A 25,553-nucleotide genomic window follows, 5' to 3' on the forward strand; every position below is an offset into this window, starting at 1 on the left:
GTGACTCGGTGGTGTGTGGATGTACACCGACGGGTCGCTCGCAATCCTGCCGCACCGTCCGACTGAAAGGGGCTCATGGCACGCATGAAACGTCCTCCCAGCGGGTAGGACGACACGTTCGTCCTGCAAGCCACCCGACGACGCCAGCCAGCCTAACCGGATCAATCGAAGGTGCACAGGGACAGGGAGGCGCAAACCCGCAGGATGTCGGGTCCGTCCTGGACACCATGTCCAAACCGGAAGGCCGTGTTCGCTTTCAGCCCATGTGCGGGTATCCGTACCGGGTCGGTGGGACGAAGGTCTCCTTGATCGCCCGGGCCGAGGTCCAGCGCAGCAGGTTCTGGGCGGCGCCCGCCTTGTCGTTGGTCCCGGAGGCCCGGGAACCGCCGAAGGGCTGCTGGCCGACGACGGCGCCGGTGGGCTTGTCGTTGATGTAGAAGTTCCCGGCGGCGAAGCGCAGTTCCTCCACGGCCTGGGCGATGGCGTAGCGGTCCTGGGCGATCACCGCGCCGGTCAGGCCGTACGGGGCGCCCCCGTCGACCCGGCCGAGCACGTCGTCCCAGCGGGAGTCCTCGTAGACGTGGATCGCCAGGATCGGGCCGAAGTACTCGGTGCGGAAGATCTCGCCCCGGTGGTCGGAGGAGACCAGGACGGTCGGCCGGACGAACCAGCCGATCGCGTCGTCGTACTGGCCGCCGGCCACCAGCTCGACGGTCGGGTCGGCCTTGGCCCGCTCGATGGCGTTGCGGTTCTTCTCGAAGGCGCGCCGGTCGATCAGGGCGCCCATGAAGTTCGACAGGTCGGTGACGTCCCCCACCGTCAGGGCGTCCACCTCGGCCAGGAAGTCGTCCTTGATCCGCAGCCACAGGCTGCGCGGCAGATAGGCGCGGGAGAGCGCCGAGCACTTCTGGCCCTGGTACTCGAAGGCGCCGCGGATCATCGCGGTCCTCAGGATCTCCGGGTCGGCCGAACGGTGGGCCAGCAGGAAGTCCTTGCCGCCGGTCTCGCCGACGATCCTCGGGTAGGTGCGGTAGCCGCCGATGTTGGCGCCGATCGTCTGCCAGAGCGACTGGAAGGTCGCGGTGGAGCCGGTGAAGTGCAGCCCGGCCAGCGCCGGGTCGGCCAGCGCCACCGGGGAGACCTGCAGGCCGTCGCCGGTGACCAGGTTGATCACCCCGGGTGGCAGCCCGGCCGCCTCCAGCAGCCGCATCAGGTGGTACGCGGCCAGGGTCTGGGTCGGCGCCGGCTTCCAGACCACGGTGTTGCCCATCAGCGCGGGGGCGGTGGGCAGGTTCCCGGCGATCGCGGTGAAGTTGAACGGGGTGATCGCGTAGACGAAACCTTCCAGCGGGCGGTGGTCGACCCGGTTCCACACCCCCGGGGAGGAGATCGGCTGCTCCGCCAGGACCTGTCGGGCGAACCGGACGTTGAACCGCCAGAAGTCGATCAGCTCGCAGGCCGAGTCGATCTCGGCCTGCTGCGCGGTCTTGGACTGACCGAGCATCGTCGCCGCGTTGAGCGTCTCCCGCCAGGGGCCGGCCAGCAGGTCGGCGGCGCGCAGGAAGACCGCCGCCCGGTCGTCGAAGGAGAGCGAGCGCCACTGCCGCCCGGCCGCCAGCGCCGCGTCCACCGCCGCCCGGGCGTCCTCCCGGGTGGCGTTGCCGAGCATGCCCAGCTTGGCGGCGTGGTGGTGCGGCTGGACGACGTCGATCCGCTCGCCGCCGCCGAAGCGCTGCTCGCCGCCGATGGTCATCGGCAGCGGGATCTGCTCGGCCGCCAGCTCGTCCAGCCGCCGGACCAGCCGGTCCCGCTCCGGGCTGCCGGGCGCGTACGACCGCACCGGCTCGTTGACCGGGGTCGGCACCTCGGTGACTGCGTCGATGGGCATGGCGGCTCCGTCCTGGCGGCGGCGGGGGTCGGGCGGGAGATGTCGGGCGGGGGTCCGGGCTGGGGTTCGGGCTGGGGTTCGACTCCCAGCCTGACCAGCACCGGACGGATCCGCCCGTCCAGACACGCCAACGGCGGACGTGGCGCCCGCCACGTCCGCCGTCACGACCGTACGGATCGGCCCGGCCCCGCTTGGGGCTCAGCCCGTCAGCCGCCCCGCCAGTTCGACCGCCTCGGCCAGGCTGTCCACCACCGGGACGCCGACCGGCTCCAGCTTCTCCCGGGTGTGCGAACCACCGGTGTACAGCACCGCGTGGGCGCCCGCGTGCAGCGCCGCCAGGGCGTCGTCCGCGGCGTCGCCGATCAGCACCGTCCGGGCCGGGTCGACCCGCTCGCCGAGCTCGGCCAGGTGCCTGGTCAGCTGCTCCGCCTTCTGGCCGCCGGAGGGGCCGCTGCGGCCGTCCACCCGCAGGAAGCTGCCGGTCAGGCCGAAGGAGTCGACCAGCGGCACCAGCTTGTCGTGCATGTACATCGACAGCAGCGACTGGCTGTGCCCGGCCGCCTGCCAGCCGGCCAGCAGCTCGGGCACGCCCTCGGTCAGGCCGCAGGCCGGGCTGAGCTCGCGGTAGCGGTCCTGGAAGGCGTCGTCCAGCGCCAGCCACTCCTGCTGGGAGGGCATCCGGCCGAGCAGCCGCTGGTAGAAGCGGGGGATCGGGATCTCGTACTGCTCGCGGTACTGCTGCAGGGTCATCGGCTCGACCCCGATGGTCGCGAAGGCGGCGTTGCTCGCGCCGAGGACGGCGTCCATGTCGTGGAAGAGCGTGCCGTTCCAGTCCCAAACGATGTGAGTGCGCACGGGGTCAAACGCTAACCCGAACGGCCGATCCGCCGGTAGGACGATGCTCACGCTCCGCCCGACCCCCGCGGTCCGCACGAGCCCCGCGGGGCCGTCCGGAGTCGTCCGGAGTCGTCCGGAGCCGCTCAGCCGAGCAGTCCGGGGATCTCCTGGGTCGCGTACCAGAGCAGGTCGTGGTCCTCCGCGCCGTCCACGGTGAACTGGGCGTCCTGGTCGCCCGCGTCGGCCGCGGCCACCGCCGCCACCGCCGCCGTGACGTCCTCGACCACCTCGTCGTCGGCCACGTCGGCGTGCACCGCGGCGGCCTTCGCCAGCTTCACCGGGCCGGCGAGCACCACCCGGCCCAGCGAGGCCTGGTCCTGGTACTCGTCACCGGGGAAGGGCCGCACCGCCGAGTCGGCCACGTCCAGCGCCACCACGACGCGCCGGCGCGGGGCGTCCGGATCGGCCGCCAGCAGCCGCAGCGAGGACTGCGCGGCCCGGTTCAGGGCCGCGTACTCCAGCTCCTCCAGGTCGTCGCTGACGTACCACTCGCGCAGCGCGGGCGTCACGGCGTACGCCGCGGACTGCTCCAGGGCGCCGCCCTCGTGCGCCGCCGCCAGGCCGGTCAGGGTGGTGGGCACGTACACGCGCATCGGTGGCACTCTCCGGTTCGTCCAGCGGGGGTTCGTCCGACCGGCCCGCAACAGCACAGCGTCCAGCGGCACAGCATCCAGCGCCCCCAAGAATAAGCTCCGCCGGACCGCCCGTGATCACCCCGGGCCCGGGCCGCGCCCGGCGCCCAGCGCCTCCCGGCCGGACCGCAGGCCGCACTCCAGCGCCTCGCCGCGGCGGGCCGGATCCATCGGGTTCGGGCCCATCACCGCCAGGTCGGCCGGCGTCGGCGCGAGCAGCCGCACCCGGACGCCTTCGGCCCGCAGCAGCGCCGCCTCGCGCAGCAGCTGCCGGGTCACCGCGCGGCGGTAGCGGCCGACCAGCTGGGCCAGCACGCCGTGCGGGCGGTCCCGGGCCCGCCATTCGCGCAGCGCGGCCAGGCCGCCGCGGCCGGAGCGCCCGGCCCTCGGGCCCAGCCGTACGGCCATCGGGGCGAGCACGTACACCTCGTCCAGGCCCCGGCCGAGCAGCAGGTCGGCGTTGGTCGCCGACCAGCAGCCGCCGTCCACGAACGCCGAACCGTCCAGGCGCACCGGGGCGAACCAGCCCGGGATGGCGCAGGAGGCCATCACGGCCGCGGCGACCGGGACGGCCGGGGCGTCCGGGTCGCCGAAGACCACCCGGTGGCCGCTGCGGTAGTCCACCGCGGCCACCCGCAGCGGCGCGGCGGCCGCGCTCGGCGCCACCGCGCCGGGGAGCGCCCGGGCCGCGCGTACCGCCGGGTCCTGGTCCTGGTCCGGGTCCTGGTCCTGGTCCGGCCAGCCGCCCGGGCCGAGCAGCCCGCGCACCAGCTCGCCGATCGGGGCCAACGAGCCGCGGCCGTGCGGCGCCACCGCCGAGACCATGGTCAGCAGCGGGTACTCGCGCGGGTGCCGGACGGCGTCCCGCAGCAGGTCCGGCGAGCCGATCCCGACCCCCGGGCGGGGCGGCAGCGCGCCGCCCAGCACCGTGTCGTAGTCGAAGGCCACCCCGGCCAGCGGGCCCTCGGTGATCGGCAGGCCGCGCTGGTGGTCGCGCAGCTGCTCGGGGCGCACGCCCCCGGCCAGCAGCGCGGCCAGGATCGCGCCCGCGGAGGTGCCGAGCAGGACGTCCGCCCCGCCCGGCGGGTGCCCGGCGGCCTCCTCGACGGCGCACAGCGCGCCGACCGTCCAGGCCGCGCCGAGCATCCCGCCGCCGCCCAGCACCAGCCCGCGCCGGGGTGCGCCCCCGGCGGCCGCACTCGGTGCCGCCGCCCGTGTGGTCGTTCCGACTGTCGTCATCCCGGCCGCCCGTCATCGTCCGGTTCGGGTCCGGCTCCGATGGTGCGCGCGGACGCCCGGACGGTGCAACGGGAGCCCGGGGCGGGACCACCCGGTCCGCCGTACCCGGGCGTCCCCTTTCGGGCCGTACGGGCCGTTCCCGCACGTCAACCCGGCGCCCGCGACGCCGGCTCCGGGCCCGGCACCGCACTGGCCGACTCACCCGGATAGGTGAACTTCGGGCGGGGTTCCAGGGGCCCCGGAAAGGCGTTGCCGCCCGATGATCACCGCCACCAGCCTGGACCCGTCCGTACCCGCACCGCCCTTGCCGGGAGGCACCGTGACCGTCCGCCCCACCGCCCAGCTCGCCGCCCGTCCGCACCGCCGGGTGCGCGCCTCCGGAAGCTGCGACCCGGCCGGGCGCCACCCGCGCCACCCGCGCGCCGCCTGCGCCGCCAGGTCCACCGGCGCCGCCGCCACCGGGCCCGCCCCGCACGACGCCCGGGCCCTCGCCGCCCGGTTCGCCCACCAGCTGGTCGAGGTGCTCACCGGCGCCCGGCCCTCCGGCCAGCTGATGCGGCACACCAGCCTGGACGGCTACGGACAGCTCGCCGCGCTGGTCCGGGCCGGTGCGCTGCGCCGCGGCGGCCCCGCCGACCGCCCCCGGCTCGGCCCGGTGCACGACCGGTCGCCCTCGCCCGACGCCGTCGAGGCCTGCGTCCGGGTCGACCTCGGCCGCCGGCACCACATGGTGGCCTTCCGGCTGGAACAGCGCGGCCCGGCCGGCCAGTGGCGGTGCACCGCCGTGGAGGCCCGATGACCACCACGGCGCACGGGACGGCGCAGGGCGCCGCCCCGGTACGGGAACGGCGCCCTGCGTGGCGTCCTGCGGCCGGCTCAGCCCTTGCGGCGACGGCCCTTGGCGGACTTGGCGGCCTTGCGGCGCTCGGCGCGGGTCAGCCCGTCGCTCTCGTCGTCCGGCACGGCGTCCTCGAAGTCGCCCTCGACCACACCGCCGCCGACCTCCTCCGAGGGGGCCGTGTAGTGCAGCCGCTTCGGCTTCGGGGCCTCCAGGCCCTTGGCCTTGATCTCCGGGCGGGCGGCGTCCTTCTCCAGCTTGTCGAGCAGCACCGCGGCGTCCTCCACCGGCACCTCCTCGACCTGCTGCTCGACCTGGACCTCCAGGTTGAACAGGTAGGCGACGGACTCCTCCTTGATGCCCTCCATCATCGCGGTGAACATGTCGAAGCCCTCGCGCTGGTACTCGATCAGCGGGTCGCGCTGCGCCATGGCCCGCAGGCCGATGCCCTCCTGGAGGTAGTCCATCTCGTAGAGGTGCTCGCGCCAGCGGCGGTCCAGCACCGACAGCACGACCCGGCGCTCCAGCTCGCGCAGGATCTCCTCGCCGAGCTGGTCCTCGCGGGCGCCGTACTGCGCCTGGACGTCCTCCTGGACGACCTTGATCAGGAACTCGGGGGTCAGGCCCGCCGGGCCGCCGACCTCCTCCTCCAGCTCGGCCAGGTCCAGGCTGATCGGGTAGAGCTGCTTGAACGCGGTCCAGAGCTTGTCGAGGTCCCAGTCGTCCTCGAAGCCCTCGCCGGTGGCCGCCTTGACGTAGGCCTCGACGGTGTCGTCCATGAAGTGGGTGACCTGCTCCTGGAGGTCCTCGCCCTCCAGCACCCGGCGGCGCTCGCCGTAGATGACCTCGCGCTGGCGGTTGAGCACCTCGTCGTACTTCAGGACGTTCTTGCGGATCTCGAAGTTCTGCTGCTCGACCTGGGTCTGCGCGGAGGCGATCGCGCGGGTGACCATCTTGGACTCGATCGGCACGTCCTCGGGCACGTTGGCCATCGAGAGCACGCGCTCGACCATGCCGGCCTTGAACAGGCGCATCAGGTCGTCGCCCAGCGACAGGTAGAAGCGGGACTCGCCCGGGTCGCCCTGACGGCCGGAGCGGCCGCGCAGCTGGTTGTCGATCCGGCGGGACTCGTGCCGCTCGGTGCCGAGGACGTAGAGGCCGCCGGCCTCCTTGACCTCGTCCTGCTCGGCCTTGACCGAGGCCTTGGCCTTCTCCAGCGCCTCCGGGAACGCGGCCTCGTACTCCTCCGGGTTGTCCCCGGTGGAGAGCCCGCGCTGGGCCAGCTCGGCCGCCGCCAGGTGGTCCGGGTTGCCGCCGAGCATGATGTCGGTGCCACGGCCGGCCATGTTGGTGGCGACGGTGACGGCGCCCTTGCGGCCGGCCTGGGCGACGATCTGCGCCTCGCGCTCGTGGTGCTTGGCGTTCAGCACCTCGTGCGGGATGCCGCGCTTGCGCAGCTCCTGCGACAGGTACTCGGACTTCTCGACCGACACGGTGCCGACCAGCACCGGCTGGCCCTTCTCGTGCTTCTCGGCGATGTCCTCGACCACGGCGGCGAACTTGGCCGGCTCCGACTTGTAGATCAGGTCGGGCTGGTCGATGCGCAGCGGCGTCTTGTTGGTCGGGATCGGCACCACGCCGAGCTTGTAGATCTGGTGGAACTCGGCGGCCTCGGTGGTGCCGGTACCGGTCATGCCGGAGAGCTTGCCGTACAGGCGGAAGAAGTTCTGCAGGGTGATGGTGGCCAGCGTCTGGTTCTCGTTCTGGACCTCCACCCCCTCCTTGGCCTCGATCGCCTGGTGCATGCCCTCGTTGTAGCGGCGACCGGCCAGGATACGGCCGGTGTGCTCGTCGACGATCATGACTTCGCCGTTCATGACGACGTAGTCCTTGTCGACCTTGTACAGCTCCTTGGCCTTGATGGCGTTGTTCAGGAAGCCGACGAGCGGGGTGTTCACCGACTCGTAGAGGTTGTCGATGCCGAGGTAGTCCTCGACCCGGGTGACACCCTCCTCCAGGACGCCGACGGTGCGCTTCTTCTCGTCGACCTCGTAGTCGCGGTCGATCTTCAGGCGCAGCACCAGCTTGGCGAAGTCGGCGTACCACTTGGTCGCCTGGTCCGCCGGGCCGGAGATGATCAGCGGGGTGCGGGCCTCGTCGATGAGGATCGAGTCGACCTCGTCGACCACCGCGAAGTTGTGGCCGCGCTGGACGAGTTCGTCCTTCGACCAGGCCATGTTGTCGCGCAGGTAGTCGAAGCCGAACTCGTTGTTCGTGCCGTACGTGATGTCCATCGCGTACTGGCGCTTGCGCTCGGCGGGCGTCATGTTGGCGAGGATCACGCCGACTTCGAGGCCGAGGAAGCGGTGCACCCGGCCCATCCACTCCGAGTCGCGCTCGGCGAGGTAGTCGTTGACCGTGATCAGGTGAACGCCCTTGCCGGTCAGCGCGTTCAGGTACGTGGGCAGGGTGCCGACGAGGGTCTTGCCCTCACCGGTGCGCATCTCGGCGACGTAGCCGAGGTGCAGGGCCGCGCCGCCCATCAGCTGGACGTCGTAGTGCCGCTGGCCGAGCACCCGCTTGGCGGCCTCCCGGACGGTGGCGAACGCCTCGGGGAGGATGTCGTCCAGGGTCTCGCCGTCCACGAGCCGCTGCTTGTACTCGTCGGTCAGCGCGCGCAGCTCGGCGTCGGTGAGGTTGACGAAGTCCTCTTCGATGGAGTTGACCTGGGCAGCAATCCGCTGCAGCTTGCGAAGGATCTTGCCTTCGCCGGCGCGCAGGATCTTGTCGAAGACGGACACTTGAGCGGGCTCCTTGCCTGTATTGGCACTGGACGACTGCACGGGGGGTCCACCCCACCGCACGGGCCATCGTATGCGAGGAGTCCAACGCGCCGGGAGGTGCGTCAGCACGGTATTCCCGTGTCACCCGCGCGAGCACATGGACCGATAGCACCGTCCACCGGGACAAAACGGTCGACCGACCGGGGAGTTGGCCCCGAATCCGGATGCCGGTGTTCCTGCTGCGCGGGAATAATCCGCCCATGGAAGAACCGCGGAGCGCACTCGTCACCCTCACCACCGAACGGCTCGTCCTGCGCGCCCCGCTGGAGTCGGACGTGGACGCGGTCCTCGCCGCCTGCCAGGACCCCGACATCCAGCGCTGGACGGTCGTCCCGGTCCCCTACCGCCGCGAGGACGCCGAGTTCTTCGTCCGCACCCTGGCCCCGCAGGGGCTGGCCTCGGGCAACGAGTTCATCTGGTGCGTGGTCGAACGGGAGACCGGGCGCCTGGTCGGCACCCAGGCGGTCACCCGCGGGCCCGGCGACCCGGGCGCCGGCTCGGTCGGCTGGTGGACGGCTCCGGAGCAGCGCGGCCGCGGCTACACCGTCGAGGCGGCCCGCGCGGTCGCCCGCTGGGCGCTCACCGACCTCGGGCTGCGCCGCCTCCAGTGGCTCGCCTACGTCGGCAACGAGGGCTCCCGCGCGGTCGCCGAGCGGGTCGGCTACCGCCACGAGGGCACCCTGCGGTCGTACGCCGAGCAGCGCGGCGCCTTCCGCGACGCCTGGGTCGCCTCGCTGCTCCCGTCCGACCTGGCCTGAGCCCGGGCCCGGCTCCTCCGGGAGCGGCGCCCGCTGTCAGCGCCCGCCCGCTGCCGGCACCCCGGCTGCTGTCAGTACCCCCGGCTACGCTCGCCGGCATGACCTCCGCCGCTGCCGACCCCGCCCCCGTCACCGTCCTGGGCGCCGACGACGCCCGCCGGATCGCCCTGCGGGCCCAGGGCCTGCTGGGCGCGCCCGACCGCCGGGCCGGGGTGCGCGGGGTGCTGCGGCACCTGGGGGCGGTCCAGCTGGACACCATCTCGGTGTTGGCCCGCTCGCACGAGCTGGTGCCGTACGCCCGGCTCGGCGCGGTCGGCCGCCCGACGGTCGAGGCGGCCTACTGGGGTTCGGGCACCAGCTTCGAGTACTGGTCGCACGCCGCCTGCATCCTGCCGGTCGAGGAGTGGCCGCTGTTCGCCTTCCGGCGCCGCCACTACCGCGACCGCGGCCACGTCTGGAGCCACCGGGTCGAGCCGGGGACGTACCGGGCGGTGCTCGACAAGCTGCGCGCCGAGGGGCCGCTGACCTCCACCGAACTGGGCGGCGCCAAGCGGACCTCCGAGTGGTGGGACTGGTCCGACACCAAGATCGCGGTCGAACGCGCCCTGGCCTTCGGCGACGTGGTCTGCACCGAGCGCCGGAGCTGGAAGCGGGTCTACGCGCTGGCCGAACAGGCCGTCCCCGACGCCCTGTTCGGCCAGGACCGGTCCGACGAGGAGTGCCTGCGCACCCTGGTGGCCCAGGCCGGCGCCGCGCTCGGCGTGGCCACCCGGGCCGACTTGCAGGACTACCACCGGCTGCGCGCCGAGCAGTTGGACGCGGTGCTCGCGGACAGCGGACTGGTCCCGGTCGAGGTGGCCGGCTGGGGGCCGGACGGCGCCCGGGCCGCGGCCTGGGCCGATCCGGCCGCGCTGGCCGCCGCCCCGCGCGGACGCCACCGCACCACGCTGCTCTCGCCGTTCGACTCGCTGATCTGGGACCGCGCCCGCACCGAGCGGATCTTCGGCATGACGCACCGGCTGGAGGCCTACACGCCCAGGCACAAGCGGGTGCACGGTTACTTCGCGATGCCGCTGCTGGCCGGCGGCCGCCTGGTCGGCCGGGTCGACCCGGCCCGGGAGGGGCGCACGCTGGTCGCCCGGCAGGTCTCGCTGACCGACGGCCGGGGCGACGCCGCCCGGCACCTGGAGGCGCTCGCCACCGCCCTGCGCGAGGCGGCCGCCTGGGTCGGCTGCGCCGGGGTGCGGGTCGAGGCGCTGCACGACGAACGGCTGCGCCCCGCCCTGGAGAAGCTCCTCACCCGATGACGGCGGCCGGCCCCGGAGGGGCCGGCACCCGGCGGACGTCACCCTATTTCGAGGATCTTCTCCCGCATCGCGTACACCACGGCCTCCATCCTGGAATGCAGTTGGAGCTTCTCCAGGATGTTGCGGACGTGGTTCTTCACGGTGTTCTCGCTGATGAACAGCTCCTTGGCGATCTCCCGGTTGTTCATCCCGGTCGCCACCAGCTTCAGCACCTCCAGCTCCCGCTCGGTGAGCCGCGGGGCGGGCACCAGGTCCCGGTCGTCGGAGCGCCGCTGGATCATCGACTTGAACTCGGTGAGCAGCTTGGAGGCCATCGACGGGCTGATCTGCGACTGCCCGTCGGCGACCGCGCGGATCGCGGTGGCGACCTCGTCGGTGGAGATCTCCTTCAGCAGGTAGCCGGTGGCGCCCGCCTTGATCGCCTCGTAGAGGTCGGCCTCCTCGTCGCTTATCGTCAGCATGATGATCTTGGTGCTGGGCGCCACGTCCTTGATCGCCGTGCAGGCCTCGATCCCGCTGCGACGCGGCATCCGGACGTCCATCAGGATGATGTCGGGCAGCAGGTCGGCGGCCTTCAGCACGGCCTCGGCACCGTCCCCGGCCTCGCCGACGACCTTGATGTCCGGCTCCTCCGCCAGCACGATCTCCAGTCCCCGGCGGAACAGCGCGTGGTCGTCCACCACCAGGACGCGGATCGGCTCACCCCGGCGCGGCGCGTACGCGGGTTCCTCCTCCGGCCCCGGTGGCAGCCCGGCGACCGGCCCCGCAGCGGGCCCCAGCCCGAAGTGATCCCCCATCCGCTCCTCCCCCTTCGCGGGTCGACGTGCGCCCAATCATTCCACGCCCCGCCACCGCCGCGGTCACCCTCCGATGCCGATTCCCCCGCATCGGGTGACCCCTTGACGCAACGGACCCGAGCACCGTTCGAACCCGTCCCACCCGGCCGTGCCCGGTACGGGCGGAACGCCCCGAAACGCCGGTGACCCCGGCGGCCGCTGCCACCGGGGTCACCCCTCCGTCCATCACCGCAGGAGGGTCAGTCCTCGTCGACGGACCGACCGATCGCACCGCCGGCGCCGCTGGCCACCCCGGCCGCCATGTCCGGCTGCACGTGGATGACGCCGTAGTGGTAGCCGTGCCGACGGTAGACGACGCTCGGCAGGCCGCTGTCCTTCTCCACGAAGAGGTAGAAGTCGTGGCCGACCAGCTCCATCTCGTAGAGCGCCTGGTCCAGCGCCATGGGGGCGGCCGAGTGCGTCTTCTCCCGGACCACCAGCGGGCCTTCGCCCTCCACTTCCAGGGATCCCATCATGGTCTTGCGGACGGCCCCGTTGGTCGCGCCCTCTGGCGCCGTCGTCTCCGGCAGCGCGGCCAGGGCCGCGGTCGCCTCGGCGACGCTGATCGGGGTGCGGCCGTTGGCGCCGCCCTTGTGCACCCGACGCCGGTCCGCGGACTTGCGCAGCTGGGCGTCGAGCTTCGCCGAGGCCAGGTCGAGCGCCGCGTACGGGTCGCCGGCCGCGGCTTCGGCCCGGATCACCGGGCCCCGGGTACGGAGAGTGATCTCCACGCGGTCCGACCGGTCGGCCTGCCGCGGGTTGTGCTCCTTGGACACCTCGACGTCGAGGCTGATCACCTTGCCGTCGAACTTCTGGACCTTCTCCAGCTTCTCGGCCACGTGCTCGCGGAACCTCTTGGGCACCTCGGTCTTGCGGCCCTTGACGACGATGTCCACGCAGAACTCCGATCCCTCGTGCTGACGCCGATCCGGGTGCTACCGGACCGGACTGAGCTCCAGCTGGACCAGCCCATCCACTGCCGGCCCCCCGCCCCCGCCGCCAGCGGCGGGAACGACTGGCCCTCAACCACTTCCTCCCCATCAGGGACGGTTGAAACCCCTTGGAGCCTTATCGAACACCTCACACGGGGTTTTCGCCTCCCCAGGCGAGAAGGTGGGTATGACCCGATACTGCGGTCGGCGCCGATGGCGGGCGGTCAAACTGTTGCACCCTGTTTACCCTCCTGCGGGTGAAGTATGGGTAAATGCCTGGACAACGCCCCCCATACGGCCGATCCTTTGCTGACTCTCCGTGCCTGCCGCCGCCAGGAGCAGCCGTGCCGCCCTCCCTCTCCCCCGCCCCTCCGCCGTCCGCGCGCACACCGTTCGGCCACGCACTGGCCGGACTGCTGGACGTCCTGCTCCCCGCGAACTGCGCGGGCTGCGGCACCGAACACGGCCAGCTCTGCCCGGCCTGTCGGCACGTCCTGGCCACCGCGCGCCCCGGCCCCACCGTGCTGCCCTGGGCGCACGCGGCGGCCCCGTACGCCGACCCGGTGCGGCAGTTGCTGCTCGCACACAAGGAGCGCGGCGCGCTGCGGCTGGCCGGACCGCTCGGCGAGGCGCTCGGACGGGCGGTGCGCTCCGCCCTGGGGGCCCGGGCCGGGACGGCCCCGCTGCTGCTGGTGCCGATGCCCTCGGCCCGCGCGGCGGTGCGCGCCCGGGGTCACGACCCGACGCTGCGGCTGGCCGGGGCCGCTGCCCGGTCGCTGCGCCGGGCCGGGCTGGACGTCCGGGCCGCGCCGCTGCTGCGGCACGCCCGTCCGGTCACCGACCAGGCCGGGCTGGGCGCCGCCGAGCGGCGGCGCAACCTGCACGGCGCGCTCACCGTCCTGCCGCGCGCCCGCCGCGGCCTGGCCGGCCGTCAGCCGGTGCTGGTGGACGACCTGGTGACGACCGGGGCGAGCCTGGCCGAGGCGGCCCGGGCGCTGGCCGCCGCCGGGCTGCCGGCCCGGGCCGCCGCGACCGTCGCGGCCACCTCGGTGCAGCCGGTCGGCTGACGCCCCCGGGCCGTGGCCTCAGCCCGCGTAGAAGTACGAGCGGGCCTTGTCAGCCAACTGGGCTTCCCGCCACTGGTTGTTGACCAGCCGGTAGACGGTGCCCCCGGCCACCGCGAGCACCGGCGCCGGCTGCCGCAGCTCGTAGCCGCGGGCCTCCGCGCTCGACACGGACTGCGGGGAGGACGGCAGGCCGTTGCCGGTCTGCAGCTGCTGACTGTCCGTGCTCTGCGAGCCGTCGGTGCTGACGTAGTACAGCTGTTGGGGGCGGTCGGTCTCCTTGCCGAGCACCAGCAGCTGGTCCGTCTCCGCCCAGGACACCGAGGCGACGTCGGTGAGCGAGGGGGCCGCCGCGCGCACCCCGGTGATCCGCACGGTCGGCGCGTCCGGCGTACCGCCGTGCTGCACCAGCCCGAACATCAGCGAACTTCCGCTCGCCCCGGACGACTTGACGATCAGGGCGACCCGGGCGCCGTCCGAGGAGAGCTTCAGCGCCTGCACCCCCTGCAGCGGCGACTCGGTGTTCCCGGTCTTCATGGTCACCGGCACGGTGTACGTCCTGCCGCCGCGCACCATGACCACCCGCGGGCCCTGCGGGTTGCGGTCCACCACCCAGAGGTCGCCGCGGCCGTCCCAGCTGGGCGAGGTGAAGCCGTCGTCCTTGGCGCCCGGCTTCACCGGGGAGCCGAGCACCGGTTCGGGCATCGTCGTGGCGCCGGCCTGCAGCGACACCACGTAGAGCTGGTGGCCGTCGTCCGAGATCGCGGCGGCCTGGGCGCCGTCCCGGCTGACCGCGACGGTGCCCAGCGCGGGGGTGCCGTTGGCGTGCGGCTTGCCGAGCACCCCGGGCACCGGATCGCCGCTGTGCCCGTCGTCGGCCACCATCAGCACGCCGTTGTCGGCCCGCTGGTAGTACTGCTGGGGGGCCTGCAGCAGCCGGCCGGCCAGCGCGCCGGGGCCGACGCCGGGGTCGTCGGTGCGGGTGACCGTGCAGGAGCCGCGCTGCCCCTTCAGTTCCAGCTTCTCGACCTGCCCCTTGCCCTGGTCGGCGAAGGTGTAGAAGAGCTGGGTGGCCATCCGGCGGCAGCCCGTCGAGTCGCCCAGGTCCGCCCCGCCGAGCTGCACATGGGCGATCCGGCTGTCGTCGACGGTCACCTTGTCGACCGTGGCACCGCCCGGGAAGGCCGTCCGGACCACCGGCGAGAGCCAGCCGGAGGGCCCGGCGACCAGCGCCTTGGCGGCCGAGGCCAGCGGGTCGACCCGGCGCCGCAGGTAGATCGGATCGGCGACCAGCACCTCCTGGCCGGCGCCGCCCGGGCCGGGCGCGGACGGGTCGGGGGTGGTGTAGAAGAAGCGCTCGACCTGCCGGAAGCTGTTCCGGAAGTTGGTCTCGTTCATGATCACGCCGTTGTCCAGCTTGTCGATCCGCCACTCGCCCCCCTTCTCCCGGACGAAGGTGAAGTCGAACGTGCGGTTGTTGCTGCCCTGCCCCATCTGCAGGTACGAGTGCTTCTCGTCGACCCGGGCCACCCGCTGCCCGGTCACCGTCTCGGAGTAGGTGGTGTCCGCCTCGCCGACCACCTGGTCGACCGGTATCTGGGTGGCGGAGAGCACCTCGATGCCCGCGTCCGGGTTCCAGGTCGCGGCGGCGCGCTCGGTGAGGTACTTGCGCGCGGTGTCGTACCCCTCGTCGGCGGTCACCGCGTCCAGGAACCCGGTCAGCAGCTCGCGCGGCTTGGCGCCCTTGCCGGGCGCCACCGGGAAGACCCTGGCCTGAAGGTTCTTGTCGGCCGAGCCCTGGGACAGCTCCACCTTGGTGATGCCGCCGGAGTCCGGCATGGCCGCGCAGCCGCTCGCCACCAGGGCGCCGAGCACCGCGCCGGCCACCGCCACGAGCCTCGGCTCAGTCCTGTTGCTCGTCCTTCGCACGCTGCGACCCCTCCAGGTCCGTCCCACCCGTCATGTCCGGCTCCGCCGTCCGCTGTGCCACCGACGGCCGCCGGGGCGTCGGGTCCACCATGACCTGGGCGCCGGTGGCGCCGTACCCGGCCCCCGCCGTCCGTACGTCCGAGGGGTCCGAGCGCGGCCCGTCGGGCAGCCGGCTCCGGCCCAGCCCGGGGCCGATGTTCAGCACTCCGCCGAGCCCGCTGCCCAGCCCGTTGCCGGTCCCCTCCGGTGTCTCGGCCTGCTCCTCGGCCGCGGTCAGCGCCGTCGAACCGGACGGCGCGATCGCCCGCCGGTACGGCGTGCCGTACGCGCCCAGGCCGCGGTTGTTGCGCGAGTCCTCCGGCTCCAGCCGGAACGGCGCCCGGTTGATCTCGCCGCCGCGGGTGCGCGGCAGGGTCAGCCGGAAGTGCGAGCCGCCGCCGGGCTCGCCCCACGCCTGGAGCCAGCCGCCGTGCAGATGGGCGTCCTCGACCGCGATCGACAGGCCCAGGCCGGTGCCGCCGGTGGTGCGCACCCGGGACGGGTCCGCCCGCCAGAAGCGGTGGAACACCCGGGACGCCTCGCCCGGCTTGAGGCCGATGCCGTAGTCCCGCACGCCGACCGCGACCGCGCCGTCCGCCGAACCCAGCCGGACCACCACGTCGCGGCCCTCGCCGTGCTCCAGCGCGTTGACCACCAGGTTGCGCAGGATGCGCTCGATCCGGCGGGAGTCCACCTCGGCCAGCACCGGTTCGCCGTCGCCGCGGATCACCACGGTGCTGCCCTTGGCGTCGGCCAGCGGGTCGGCGGCCTCCACCACCCGGGCGACGATCTCCCGCAGGTCGACCGGCTCGGCGTCCAGGATCGCGGCGCCGGCGTCGAAGCGGCTGATCTCCAGCAGGTCGGCGAGCAGCGACTCGAAGCGGTCCAGCTGACCCTGCAGCAGCTCCGCCGAGCGGGCCGCCATCGGGTCCAGGTCCTCGCGACTGTCGTAGATCAGGTCGGCGGCCATCCGGACCGTGGTCAGCGGGGTGCGCAGCTCGTGCGAGACGTCGGAGACGAACCGCCGTTGCACCCGGGACAGCTCCTCCAGCTGGCGGATCTGCGCCTGCAGGGCGTTGGCCATCCGGTTGAACGACTCTCCGAGCCGGGCGATGTCGTCCGTCCCGGTCACCTTCATCCGCTCTTCCAGGTGGCCGTCGGCGAGCCGCTCGGAGATGCCGGCCGCCATCCGCACCGGGGTGACCACCTGACGTACCACGACCCAGGCGATGCCGCCCATCAGGATCACCACGAACACGCCGGCGGTCGCCAGGGTGCCGGTGACCAGGTTGAGGGTGTCGGTCTCCTGGCCGAAGGAGAACACGTAGAACAGCTGGTAGCTGGTGCCGGCCGGGCCGACGAACTGCATGCCGAGGGACAGCCCGGGCTCGCTCTTGACGCTGCTCTCGGGCGAGCGGTGGATCCGGGTCGGCTGGTCGAACATCTGGCCGGGCTCGTCCATGAGCTTGGCCCGCAGGCTGTCCGGGACGCTGCTGGGCTGGATGTCGCCCGAGTAGCGCGGCGCGAAGCCCGCGCTGTCCGGGACGACCGTCCCGGTGCCGGGCGCCATCGCGATCACCGAGTAGACCGTCTGCCCGCTCGCGGCCAGGTCGTTGACCTGGCGCAGCAGCCAGGTGCCGGTCTCGGCGGTGGTCGGGTCGACGGCGCCGCGCAGGTTCTGGTCCCGGGCCTCGTCGATCTTCTTCTGCTCGACCTGGAAGCCGATCCGGGCCTGCGCCCGGGCCGCGTCGATCTTGGTGTCGAGCAGGCCGTTGCGCACCTGCGCCACCACGACCACGCCCAGCACCAGGACCACCGCAATGGAGGCCAGCAGGGACACCGCGACCACCCGGAGCTGGATCGAGCGGTGGTACAGCGCGCCCAATCGGCGCGCGGGGCGTCGGAGTTGACGCTTCATCAGACCGAACACTCCGGTGCGGCCGCGACGGCGGCGGGTGGTCGAACTCAGCACGTCCCCGCGCACGGCCCCCGCCCCGTCGGTCGCGGTACCCGACGGGGCGCCCTCGGTCCGGTCCGTCACCTCAGCTGGGTCCGGCCTTGTAGCCGACGCCGCGGACGGTCACCACGATCTCCGGGCGCTCCGGGTCCTTCTCGATCTTGGAGCGCAGTCGCTGCACATGCACGTTCACCAGGCGGGTGTCGGCCGCGTGGCGGTAGCCCCAGACCTGCTCCAGCAGCACCTCACGGGTGAACACCTGCCAGGGCTTGCGGGCCAGCGCGACCAGCAGGTCGAACTCCAGCGGGGTCAGCGGGATGCTGCGCCCGTCCCGCTTCACCGAGTGACCGGCCACGTCGATCACCAGGTCGCCGATGGTCAGCTGCTCGGGCGTCGGCTCCTCGGCGCGGCGCAGCCGGGCACGCACCCGGGCCACCAGCTCCTTGGGCTTGAACGGCTTGGTGACGTAGTCGTCGGCGCCGGACTCCAGGCCCACCACCACGTCGACCGTGTCGGTCTTCGCGGTCAGCATGACGATCGGAACGCCGGACTCCGCCCGGATCTGCCGGCACACGTCGATGCCGTCCCGACCGGGCAGCATCAGGTCGAGCAGGACCAGATCGGGCTTGCTCTCCCGGAACGCGGCTAGCGCCTTGTCCCCATCCGCGACGAAAAACGGCTCAAAACCCTCACCACGCAGCACGATGCCGAGCATCTCGGCCAGTGCGGAGTCGTCATCAACGACGAGGACGCGTCCCTTCATGGGTCCATCTTCTCATTACCGGATTGTGACCTGCCGCACAGCAGTGCCAATGCTCCACAACGGCCAACTCCCCCACCGTCCAATTCCGGCCATACCGGGCGAATACTCCTCGTCGGAACGCCTCCGAACGGTCCGGAACCCGCCCGCCGACCCCTCGACGGGCCCCGTTGCCGATCAGCAACCGGATACCCCTGGGGCGTCTCCGGGCCCCATGGCACGATGGGCGCTGCGCGCGGGCGAAAGATCCGCCCGGAACCGCGCCCAGGACGCCCCTCCGAGGAGCAGTGATGACCGACACTCCGGGCTGGGCCTCGCCCAGCTCGTCCGAGCCGCCCCGCGACGGCACCCGGCCCCCGGCCGACGCGCCCGCCGCCGTGCCCGGTCCGTCGGCACCCCCTCAGCCCGCCCCCGGCTGGGGCGCCCGGTACGGACAGCCGAACCAGGGCCCGCAGCCGCCCGGCCGCGACCCCTACGGCTGGGAGGCCGCCCACAGCCCCCGGCCCGGGGTCATCCCGCTGCGCCCGCTCAGCATCGGCGAACTGCTCGACGGCGCCGTCACCACCGTCCGCCGGCACTGGCGCACCGCGCTCACCCTCTCGCTCGGCGTCGCCGTCCTCGACCAGGCCGGCCGCTTCATCGCCCAGCTGCTGGTCAAGGGCCGCACCGGCGCCTCCACCCAGCTGCTCACGCTGCTGGTCACCATGCCGCTGACGCTGCTGCTCGACGCGCTCGCCGTCGCGCTGCTCACCATCGTGGTCAGCCGCGCCGTCATCGGCCGCTCGGCGACCGCCGGCGAGGCCTGGCGGGACGCCCGCCCCCGGCTGCTGCAGCTGCTCGGGCTCACCGTGCTCACCACCCTGATGAGCGCCGGCGTGGTGCTGCTCGGCTTCACCCCGCTGTTCGGCTACACCGCCGGCGGAACCGGCACGCCCGGCACCGCGGGCCTGCTGTTCCTGGTCGGCGTGCTGACCGTCCCGGTCGGCGTCTGGCTGCTGGTCCGCTACAGCCTGGCGGCCCCCGCCCTGATGCTGGAGAAGCAGGGCGTGGTCGCGGCGCTGTCGCGCTCGCGGCGGCTGGTCCGCGGCTCCTGGTGGCGGGTCTTCGGCATCGTCCTGGTGCTCAGCCGGATCATCGCCGCGGTCGTCTCCGCGACCCTGGTCATCCCGTTCCGCTTCATCGGCCTGGTGCTGGGCTTCGGCACCCTGGACCGGCTCAACGACACCGGGCACGAGTCCATCGGCATGATGGTGCTGACCTCGGTCGCCGGGATCATCGCCTCCGCCCTGACCACCCCGTTCCTGGCCGCCGTCGGCGTCCTGGTCTACATCGACCAGCGGATCCGCCGCGAGGCCCTGGACATCGAGCTCGCCCGCGCCGCCGGACTGCCCGAGCAGGGCGGCGGCTGGAACGGCCGGACCGACCAGACCCCGGCGAGGCACTGAACCGGATGCCTATCTGGGGGGACAGGCTCCTCGCCGTCGGCAGCGCCCCGGTCACCGTTCCGCGTGACCCGGCCCGCGACGCCGCCCGCGACGAGCTGCTCAACGCCGAGTACCACAAGAACGACCCGGGGCTCCTGGAACGCGCCGTCGACTGGATCTGGGACCACATCAACCGGGCCTTCGGCGGCATCTCCGCCGACGGCACCGACGGCAGCACCGGACTGGTGCTGTTCCTGATCGTCGCCCTGGTGATCGGCGCCGCCGTCTGGTGGCGCCTCGGCGCGCCCAAGCGCACCGCCCGCACCGACCTCGGCGTGTACGGCGCCGACGGCCCGCGCAGCGCCGCCCAGCACCGCACGGCCGCCGCCGGGCACGCCGCCGCCGGCCGCTGGACCGAAGCCGTCCGCGAGCAGATGCGCGCCCTGGTCCGGGCCCTGGAGGAACGCACCCTGCTCGACGTCCGCCCCGGCCGCACCGCCGACGAGGCCGCCGCCGAAGCCGGCCGGGCGCTGCCCGAGCACGCCGCCGCGCTGACCGCCGCCGCCCGCACCTTCGACGACATCGCCTACGGCGAGCGCACCGCCGACCAGGCCGCCTACCAGCTGCTGCTGGACCTCGACCGGACCCTGGAACGCACCCGCCCGGTGCTCACCCACGCCGCCGCCCCGGCCCCGCCCCAGGGAGGAGCGGCATGACCAGCACCGCCCCGGCGCCGCCCGCCGCCGAACGCCCCACCGAACGACCCGCCGACGCCGCGCCGACCAGCCTCGCCCCCACCGGGCGCGGCCTGCTCCGCCGGGCCCGCTGGTACCTGGCCTTCCTCGCCGTCCTGCTGGTCTCCGCCATCGGCCTCACCGTCCTCGACCAGGGCCACCGCTACCCGCCGTCCGACCCGCGCTCCTACGACGCCGACGGCGCCCACGCCGTGGTCGCGCTGCTCGAACACCAGGGCGTCAAGGCCCGGCTCAGCACCGACCCCACCACCCCCGGGGACGGCACCGACACCCTGGTGCTGCCCGAACCCGACCTGCTCAGCCCGGCCCAGCTGCGCGCCGTCGCCGCCGCCCGGCACCAGCGGCTGGTCCTGATCAACCCGGGCCCGGTCGCCCTCGACGAGCTCGCCCCCGGCGTCCGCACCTCCGACGACGCCGGCGGCATCCCGTACACGTCCGTCCGCAGCACCCACCCAGGCTGCACACTGCCCGAGGCCGTCCGGGCCGGCACCGCCGAGCTGGGCGGCACCCTCTACGCCAGCGGCAGCCGCGGCGACGGCTGCTACTCCCGCGGCCACGGCTACCCGCTGGTCAGCGCCCCCGGCGAGGGCGGGGGCGGCGAGGTGATCGTGCTCGGCAGCGGCGACTTCCTGCAGAACGGCCGACTCGCCGAGGACGGCAACGCCTCGCTAGCGCTCGGCCTGCTGGGCTCGCAGCCCCACCTCACCTGGCACCTGCCCGACTACTCCGCACCGCTCGCCAAGGGCACCGCCCGCAAGAGCTTCGACGACTACATCCCGAAGGGCTGGCACTGGGCCTTCTACCAGCTGGCCGTCGCCGCCGTGCTGGCCGCCCTCTGGCGGGCCCGCCGACTCGGCCCGGTGGTCAGCGAGAACCTGCCCGTGGTGGTCCGCGCCGCCGAGACCACCGAGGGCCGCGCCCGCCTCTACCGGCGGGCCAAGGCCCGCGGCCGCGCCGCCGAGGCCCTGCGCCGCGCCGCCGTCCACCGCCTCGCGCCCGTCCTGGGCCTCCCGCCGCAGGCCGGCGGGCCCGACCAGGAGGCCCTCTGCGCGGCCGTCGCCGGCCGCCTCCCCGAACGACCCGCCGGGGACGTCCGGGCCCTGCTGTACGGCCCGCCCCCGACCGACGACGCCGCGCTGCTGCGGCTCGCCGACGACCTCGACGCCCTCGAAAGGCAGGTACGGAACCCGTGACCGAACAGGCGACCGCCCAGCTCCGCATCACCCCCGACCCGCCGACCGCCGCACCGGCCACACCCGTCACCGACCCGCGCGCCGCGCTGACCGCCCTGCGCGCCGAGATCGGCAAGGCCGTGGTCGGCCAGGACGCCGCCGTCACCGGCCTGGTGGTGGCCCTCCTCTGCGGCGGCCACGTGCTGCTCGAAGGCGTCCCCGGCGTCGCCAAGACCCTGCTGGTCCGCACCCTGTCCACGGCACTCAGCCTGGAGACCAAGCGCATCCAGTTCACCCCCGACCTGATGCCCGGCGACGTCACCGGCTCGCTCGTCTACGACGCCCGCACCGCCGAGTTCTCCTTCCAGCCCGGCCCGGTCTTCACCAACCTGCTGCTCGCCGACGAGATCAACCGCACCCCGCCCAAGACCCAGGCCGCCCTGCTGGAGGCCATGGAGGAGCACCAGGTCACCGTGGACGGCGAGCCGCGCGCGCTGCCCGTCCCGTTCCTGGTCGCCGCGACCCAGAACCCGGTCGAGTACGAGGGCACCTACCCGCTGCCCGAGGCCCAGCTGGACCGCTTCCTGCTCAAGCTGATCCTGCCGCTGCCCGACCGCGACCAGGAGTTCCAGGTGCTGTCCCGGCACGCCGCCGGCTTCGACCCCAAGGACCTCGCCGCGGCCGGCGTCCGCCCGGTCGCCGGCCCCGAGCACCTCGCCGCCGCCCGCGCGCAGATCGCCGAACTCACCGTCTCGCCCGAGGTCCTGGCGTACATCGTCGACCTCTGCCGGGCCACCCGGCAGTCCCCGTCGCTGTCCATCGGCGTCTCCCCGCGCGGTGCCACCGCCCTGCTCGCCGCCTCGCGCGCCTGGGCCTGGCTGGCCGGACGGGACTACGTCACCCCGGACGACGTCAAGGCGCTCGCCCTGCCCACCCTGCGGCACCGCGTCGCGCTGCGCGCCGAGGCCGAGATGGAGGGCGTCACCGCCGACTCCGTCATCCAGGCCGTCCTGGCCCAGACGCCCGCCCCCCGCTGATCCACGGCCCCTCTCCCTCCCGGGCTTCCGAAGGAGCGCACCCGCAATGGCCCTCACCGGGCGTACCGCCCTGCTCGCCGCACTCGGCGCGCTCTTCGTGGGCCTGCTGCTGCCCTCCTGGACCGGGATCGGGACCGTCACCGGTGCCGTCCTGCTGGCCGTCCTGGTCGACCTGGTGCTCGCCGCCCCCGTCCGCAGCCTGCGGATCGTCCGGGGCGGCGACACCACCGTCCGGCTCGGCGACGACGCCGCGGTCGAACTGACCGTCACCAACTCCTCCGGACGGCCGCTGCGGGCCCTCATCCGGGACGCCTGGGCCCCGTCCGCCTGGCGCCCCGGCACCGCCGAGACCGCCTCCCGGCACCCCCTCGCCGTCCCGGCCGGCGAACGGCGCCGGGTCGTCTCCGTCCTCACCCCGGGCCGCCGCGGCGACCACCACGCCCACCGGGTGACGGTCCGCTCGCTCGGCCCGCTCGGCCTGGCCGGCCGCCAGGGCTCCCACCACGTCCCCTGGACGGTCCGCGCCCTGCCACCGTTCAACAGCCGCAAGCACCTGCCCTCCCGACTCGCCCGGCTGCGCGAACTCGACGGCCGCACCTCGGTGTTGACCCGCGGCCAGGGCACCGAGTTCGACTCGCTGCGGGAGTACCTGCCCGGCGACGACGTCCGTTCCATCGACTGGCGCGCCAGCGCCCGCCGCAACACCGTCGCCGTCCGCACCTGGCGCCCCGAGCGCGACCGGCACATCCTGATCGTCCTGGACACCGGCCGCACCTCGGCCGGCCGGGTCGGCGACGCCCCCCGCCTGGACGCCGCCCTGGACGCCGCCCTGCTGCTCACCGCGCTCGCCACCCGGGCCGGCGACCGGGTCGACCTGCTCGCCCACGACGCCCGCAAGCGCGCCTCGGTGATCGGCAGTTCGCCGAGCGAGATCCTGCCGGCCTTCACCGGCGCGATGGCCCTGCTGGAGCCCGCGCTGCACGAGACCGACATGCGGTCCCTGGTCTCCACGGCGCTCAGGATGGCCCCGCACCGCTCCCTGATCGTCCTGCTCACCGGCCTCGACGCGGCCCCCGTCGAGGACGGCCTGCGTCCACTGCTGCCGCTGCTCACCAAGCGCCACGAGGTCGTCCTCGCCTCGGTCGCCGACCCGCACCTGGACGTGCTGGCCGCCGGCCGCGGCACCCTGGAGGCCGTCTACGGCGCGGCCGCCGCCGAACAGACCCGGGCCGACCGCCGCGACACCGCCGACCGGCTCACCCGGCACGGCATCACCGTCCTGGACGCCCCGCCCGCCCGGATCGCCCCGGCGCTGGCGGACGCCTACCTGGCGCTCAAGGCGGCCGGGCGGCTCTAGGCCCTGTCCGGCCGATCTCGCCGGGAGTTGAGCCGGGCGGCCTGGCGCACCAAGTGGTCGCGCTCCGCCGGGTTCGGAGCCCGGTGGGCCGCCTCGGCGTACAGCCGGGCCGCCGCCGCCAGGTCCCCGTCCCGTTCACGGAGGTACGCCTCCACCGCCGCGTACCTCGGCAGCGAGTCGTCCAGCGCCCCGAGCGCCGCCAGCCCGGCGCGCGGCCCGTCGGCCTCGCCGACCGCCACCGCCCGGTTCAGCCGGACCACCGGACTGTCCGTCAGACGCACCAACTCGTCGTACCACTCGACGATCTGCGCCCAGTCCGTCTCCGCCGCGGTGGGCGCGTCCGCGTGCAGCGCGGCGATGGCCGCCTGGGCCTGGAACTCGCCCAGCCGGTCCCGGGCGAGGGCCGCCTGGAGGATCCCGACGCCCTCCGCGATCAACCCGGTGTCCCAGCGGCCGCGGTCCTGCTCGGCCAGCGGCACCAGGCCGCCGTCGGGCCCGGTCCGGGAGGCCCGCCGGGCCTGGTGCAGCAGCATCAGCGCCAGCAGTCCGGCCACCTCGGGGTGGTCGATCGCCGCCGCCAGCTGCCGGGTCAGCCGGATCGCCTCGGCGGCCAGGTCGACGTCACCGGAGTAGCCCTCGTTGAACACCAGGTAGAGCACCCGCAGCACGGTGGCGACGTCGCCCGGCCGATCGAGCCGGACCGCCGACACGGTCCGCTTGGCCCGGCTGATCCGCTGCGCCATGGTCGCCTCGGGCACCAGGTAGGCCCGGGCGATCTGCCGGGTGGTCAGCCCGCCGAGGGCGCGCAGGGTCAGCGCGACCGCCGAGGACGGCGTCAACGACGGGTGGGCGCACAGGAAGTAGAGCCACAGGGTGTCGTCCACCGCACCCGCGGGCCCGGGCTCCGGTTCCCGCTCGACCCGGTCCTCCCGGCGACGCCGGGCGGTGTCCGCCCGGGTCGCGTCGAGGAACTTCCGCCAGGCGACGGTGACCAGCCAACCCTTCGGGTCCCGCGGCCGCTCGGCCGCCCAGACGCGCACCGCCTCGACCAACGCCTCCTGCACGGCGTCCTCGGCCGCCGCGAAGTCGGCCCCGCGACGGACGAGGACGCCGAGCACGCCCGGGGTCAGGCTCCGGATCAGCGCCTCGTCCAGCGGAGAGGTCACCGAGGTCACTCCGTGACGGTCGACGGCATGCCGAGCAACGGGCGGAGCTCCAGCCACTCGTGGATGGGCCGCCCGCCGGCCCCGGGAGCCGCCGAGAGCTCACCGGCCAGCTCCAGGGCACGCTCGTAGCTGTCGACGTCGATCAGCATCCAGCCGGCGATGAGGTCCTTGGTCTCGGCGAACGGACCGTCCGTCACCGGCGGCCGCCCCTCGCCGTCGTAGCGGACCCACGTCCCCTCGGGGGCCAGCCCCTGGGCGTCGACGAACTCGCCGGTCCGCTCCAGCCGGGCCGCGAAGTCCTGCATGAACGTGATGTGCGCCGTGACCTCCTCCGGAGTCCACTGGTCCATCGGCACACAGTTGGCCGGCTCCGGGGCGCCGCGGTAGTGCTTCAGCAGCAGGTACTTGGCCATCGTGCTTCTCCTCGGGTACTGGTGCGACCCATTGTGGCCGCGTCCACCCCGGGGACGGAGCAGGCCGCGGGTTCTCGACACGGCCCGGCCGGGATCTTTTCGGGATGCGCTGGACGATCCCTCCCGAGCCCTCTCCCGGACGTCCCCTCCCTCCCGGACACCCCGGAAACGCGAAAAGGCCCACCCGGTAACCCGGGCGGGCCTTTTCTGAATGGTTGTTCGGCGGCGTCCTACTCTCCCACAGGGTCCCCCCTGCAGTACCATCGGCGCTGTGAGGCTTAGCTTCCGGGTTCGGAATGTAACCGGGCGT

The 25,553-nt window shown here is 73.8% G+C and carries 21 protein-coding genes and 1 rRNA gene; 9 read left to right on the plus strand and 13 right to left on the minus strand.

Going from position 1 to position 25,553, the window contains the following annotated elements; all coding sequences use genetic code 11:
• Window positions 1-256 precede the first annotated feature (256 nt).
• From pruA to ABTZ03_RS22985, 4 genes are all read right to left on the minus strand, one after another.
• Complete coding sequence (pruA, locus tag ABTZ03_RS22970; protein ID WP_350514932.1) at window positions 257-1,882, minus strand: L-glutamate gamma-semialdehyde dehydrogenase; 1,626 nt, start codon at window positions 1,880-1,882, stop codon at window positions 257-259.
• 204 nt (window positions 1,883-2,086) lie between these two features.
• On the minus strand, window positions 2,087-2,743 hold the full coding sequence (locus ABTZ03_RS22975) for an HAD family hydrolase (protein WP_350514912.1): 657 nt from the start codon (window positions 2,741-2,743) through the stop codon (window positions 2,087-2,089).
• 125 nt (window positions 2,744-2,868) lie between these two features.
• Window positions 2,869-3,378, minus strand: coding sequence for a DUF6912 family protein (locus tag ABTZ03_RS22980; RefSeq protein ID WP_350514913.1), 510 nt, complete (start codon window positions 3,376-3,378; stop codon window positions 2,869-2,871).
• Window positions 3,379-3,495: 117 nt separating this feature from the next.
• Window positions 3,496-4,656 (minus strand): patatin-like phospholipase family protein, encoded by a 1,161-nt coding sequence (locus ABTZ03_RS22985; protein WP_350514914.1) that lies wholly within the window; start codon window positions 4,654-4,656, stop codon window positions 3,496-3,498.
• Window positions 4,657-4,915: 259 nt separating this feature from the next.
• Between ABTZ03_RS22985 and ABTZ03_RS22990 the strand changes: the two genes are divergently transcribed.
• The gene (locus tag ABTZ03_RS22990; RefSeq protein WP_350514915.1) at window positions 4,916-5,455 is read left to right on the plus strand and encodes an Rv3235 family protein; all 540 of its coding nucleotides are present in this window, start codon (window positions 4,916-4,918) and stop codon (window positions 5,453-5,455) included.
• 77 nt (window positions 5,456-5,532) lie between these two features.
• On the opposite strand, the gene secA is transcribed toward ABTZ03_RS22990, so the two are convergent.
• A complete protein-coding gene (gene secA, locus ABTZ03_RS22995) occupies window positions 5,533-8,295 on the minus strand; it encodes a preprotein translocase subunit SecA (protein WP_350514916.1) in 2,763 nt (920 codons plus the stop codon).
• Window positions 8,296-8,537: 242 nt separating this feature from the next.
• Between secA and ABTZ03_RS23000 the strand changes: the two genes are divergently transcribed.
• Complete coding sequence (locus ABTZ03_RS23000; RefSeq protein WP_350514917.1) at window positions 8,538-9,095, plus strand: GNAT family N-acetyltransferase; 558 nt, start codon at window positions 8,538-8,540, stop codon at window positions 9,093-9,095.
• A 98-nt stretch (window positions 9,096-9,193) separates the two neighbouring features.
• Complete coding sequence (locus ABTZ03_RS23005; RefSeq protein WP_350514918.1) at window positions 9,194-10,402, plus strand: winged helix-turn-helix domain-containing protein; 1,209 nt, start codon at window positions 9,194-9,196, stop codon at window positions 10,400-10,402.
• A 38-nt stretch (window positions 10,403-10,440) separates the two neighbouring features.
• On the opposite strand, the gene ABTZ03_RS23010 is transcribed toward ABTZ03_RS23005, so the two are convergent.
• Window positions 10,441-11,199 (minus strand): response regulator, encoded by a 759-nt coding sequence (locus ABTZ03_RS23010; protein ID WP_350514919.1) that lies wholly within the window; start codon window positions 11,197-11,199, stop codon window positions 10,441-10,443.
• A 239-nt stretch (window positions 11,200-11,438) separates the two neighbouring features.
• On the minus strand, window positions 11,439-12,134 hold the full coding sequence (hpf, locus tag ABTZ03_RS23015) for a ribosome hibernation-promoting factor, HPF/YfiA family (protein ID WP_350514920.1): 696 nt from the start codon (window positions 12,132-12,134) through the stop codon (window positions 11,439-11,441).
• Window positions 12,135-12,514: 380 nt separating this feature from the next.
• On the opposite strand from hpf, the gene ABTZ03_RS23020 reads away from it, so the two are divergent.
• Complete coding sequence (locus ABTZ03_RS23020; protein ID WP_350514921.1) at window positions 12,515-13,237, plus strand: ComF family protein; 723 nt, start codon at window positions 12,515-12,517, stop codon at window positions 13,235-13,237.
• Window positions 13,238-13,255: 18 nt separating this feature from the next.
• Here ABTZ03_RS23020 and ABTZ03_RS23025 read toward each other — a convergent pair whose 3' ends face one another.
• The 3 genes from ABTZ03_RS23025 to mtrA all read right to left on the minus strand — a co-directional run bounded on the left by ABTZ03_RS23025 (window position 13,256) and on the right by mtrA (window position 17,922).
• On the minus strand, window positions 13,256-15,121 hold the full coding sequence (locus ABTZ03_RS23025) for an LpqB family beta-propeller domain-containing protein (protein WP_350514922.1): 1,866 nt from the start codon (window positions 15,119-15,121) through the stop codon (window positions 13,256-13,258).
• A gap of 16 nt (window positions 15,122-15,137) precedes the next feature.
• Window positions 15,138-17,120 (minus strand): MtrAB system histidine kinase MtrB, encoded by a 1,983-nt coding sequence (gene mtrB / locus ABTZ03_RS23030; RefSeq protein WP_350514933.1) that lies wholly within the window; start codon window positions 17,118-17,120, stop codon window positions 15,138-15,140.
• 124 nt (window positions 17,121-17,244) lie between these two features.
• A complete protein-coding gene (mtrA, locus tag ABTZ03_RS23035) occupies window positions 17,245-17,922 on the minus strand; it encodes an MtrAB system response regulator MtrA (RefSeq protein WP_030283937.1) in 678 nt (225 codons plus the stop codon).
• 287 nt (window positions 17,923-18,209) lie between these two features.
• Between mtrA and ABTZ03_RS23040 the strand changes: the two genes are divergently transcribed.
• The 5 genes from ABTZ03_RS23040 to ABTZ03_RS23060 are packed head-to-tail and all read left to right on the plus strand — an operon-like array spanning window position 18,210 to window position 23,664.
• The gene (locus ABTZ03_RS23040; RefSeq protein ID WP_350514923.1) at window positions 18,210-19,364 is read left to right on the plus strand and encodes a DUF7847 domain-containing protein; all 1,155 of its coding nucleotides are present in this window, start codon (window positions 18,210-18,212) and stop codon (window positions 19,362-19,364) included.
• A 5-nt stretch (window positions 19,365-19,369) separates the two neighbouring features.
• Window positions 19,370-20,059 carry a DUF4129 domain-containing protein gene (locus ABTZ03_RS23045; protein ID WP_350514924.1) on the plus strand — a complete coding sequence of 230 codons (690 nt, stop codon included), beginning with the start codon at window positions 19,370-19,372 and terminating at the stop codon, window positions 20,057-20,059.
• Window positions 20,056-21,291 (plus strand): DUF4350 domain-containing protein, encoded by a 1,236-nt coding sequence (locus ABTZ03_RS23050; RefSeq protein ID WP_350514925.1) that lies wholly within the window; start codon window positions 20,056-20,058, stop codon window positions 21,289-21,291. Before ABTZ03_RS23045 ends, ABTZ03_RS23050 begins: the two co-directional genes overlap by 4 nt.
• A 26-nt stretch (window positions 21,292-21,317) precedes the next feature.
• On the plus strand, window positions 21,318-22,307 hold the full coding sequence (locus ABTZ03_RS23055) for an AAA family ATPase (protein WP_350514934.1): 990 nt from the start codon (window positions 21,318-21,320) through the stop codon (window positions 22,305-22,307).
• Window positions 22,308-22,353: 46 nt separating this feature from the next.
• Window positions 22,354-23,664 (plus strand): DUF58 domain-containing protein, encoded by a 1,311-nt coding sequence (locus ABTZ03_RS23060; protein ID WP_350514926.1) that lies wholly within the window; start codon window positions 22,354-22,356, stop codon window positions 23,662-23,664.
• Here the strand turns inward: ABTZ03_RS23060 and ABTZ03_RS23065 are convergent.
• From ABTZ03_RS23065 to rrf, 3 genes are all read right to left on the minus strand, one after another.
• Window positions 23,661-24,830, minus strand: a complete 1,170-nt coding sequence (locus ABTZ03_RS23065) for an RNA polymerase sigma factor (RefSeq protein ID WP_350514927.1) — start codon at window positions 24,828-24,830, stop codon at window positions 23,661-23,663. The two genes, ABTZ03_RS23060 and ABTZ03_RS23065, sit on opposite strands and share 4 nt — an antisense overlap.
• A gap of 5 nt (window positions 24,831-24,835) precedes the next feature.
• Entirely contained in the window at window positions 24,836-25,243 is a 408-nt protein-coding gene (locus ABTZ03_RS23070; RefSeq protein ID WP_350514928.1) for a YciI family protein, read from the minus strand.
• Between the two features lie 217 nt (window positions 25,244-25,460).
• Window positions 25,461-25,553: ribosomal RNA gene (gene rrf, locus ABTZ03_RS23075) — 5S ribosomal RNA — on the minus strand; the annotation flags it as partial.

This window comes from Kitasatospora sp. NPDC096077, assembly GCF_040303245.1.
Taxonomy (GTDB): Bacteria; Actinomycetota; Actinomycetes; order Streptomycetales; family Streptomycetaceae; genus Kitasatospora.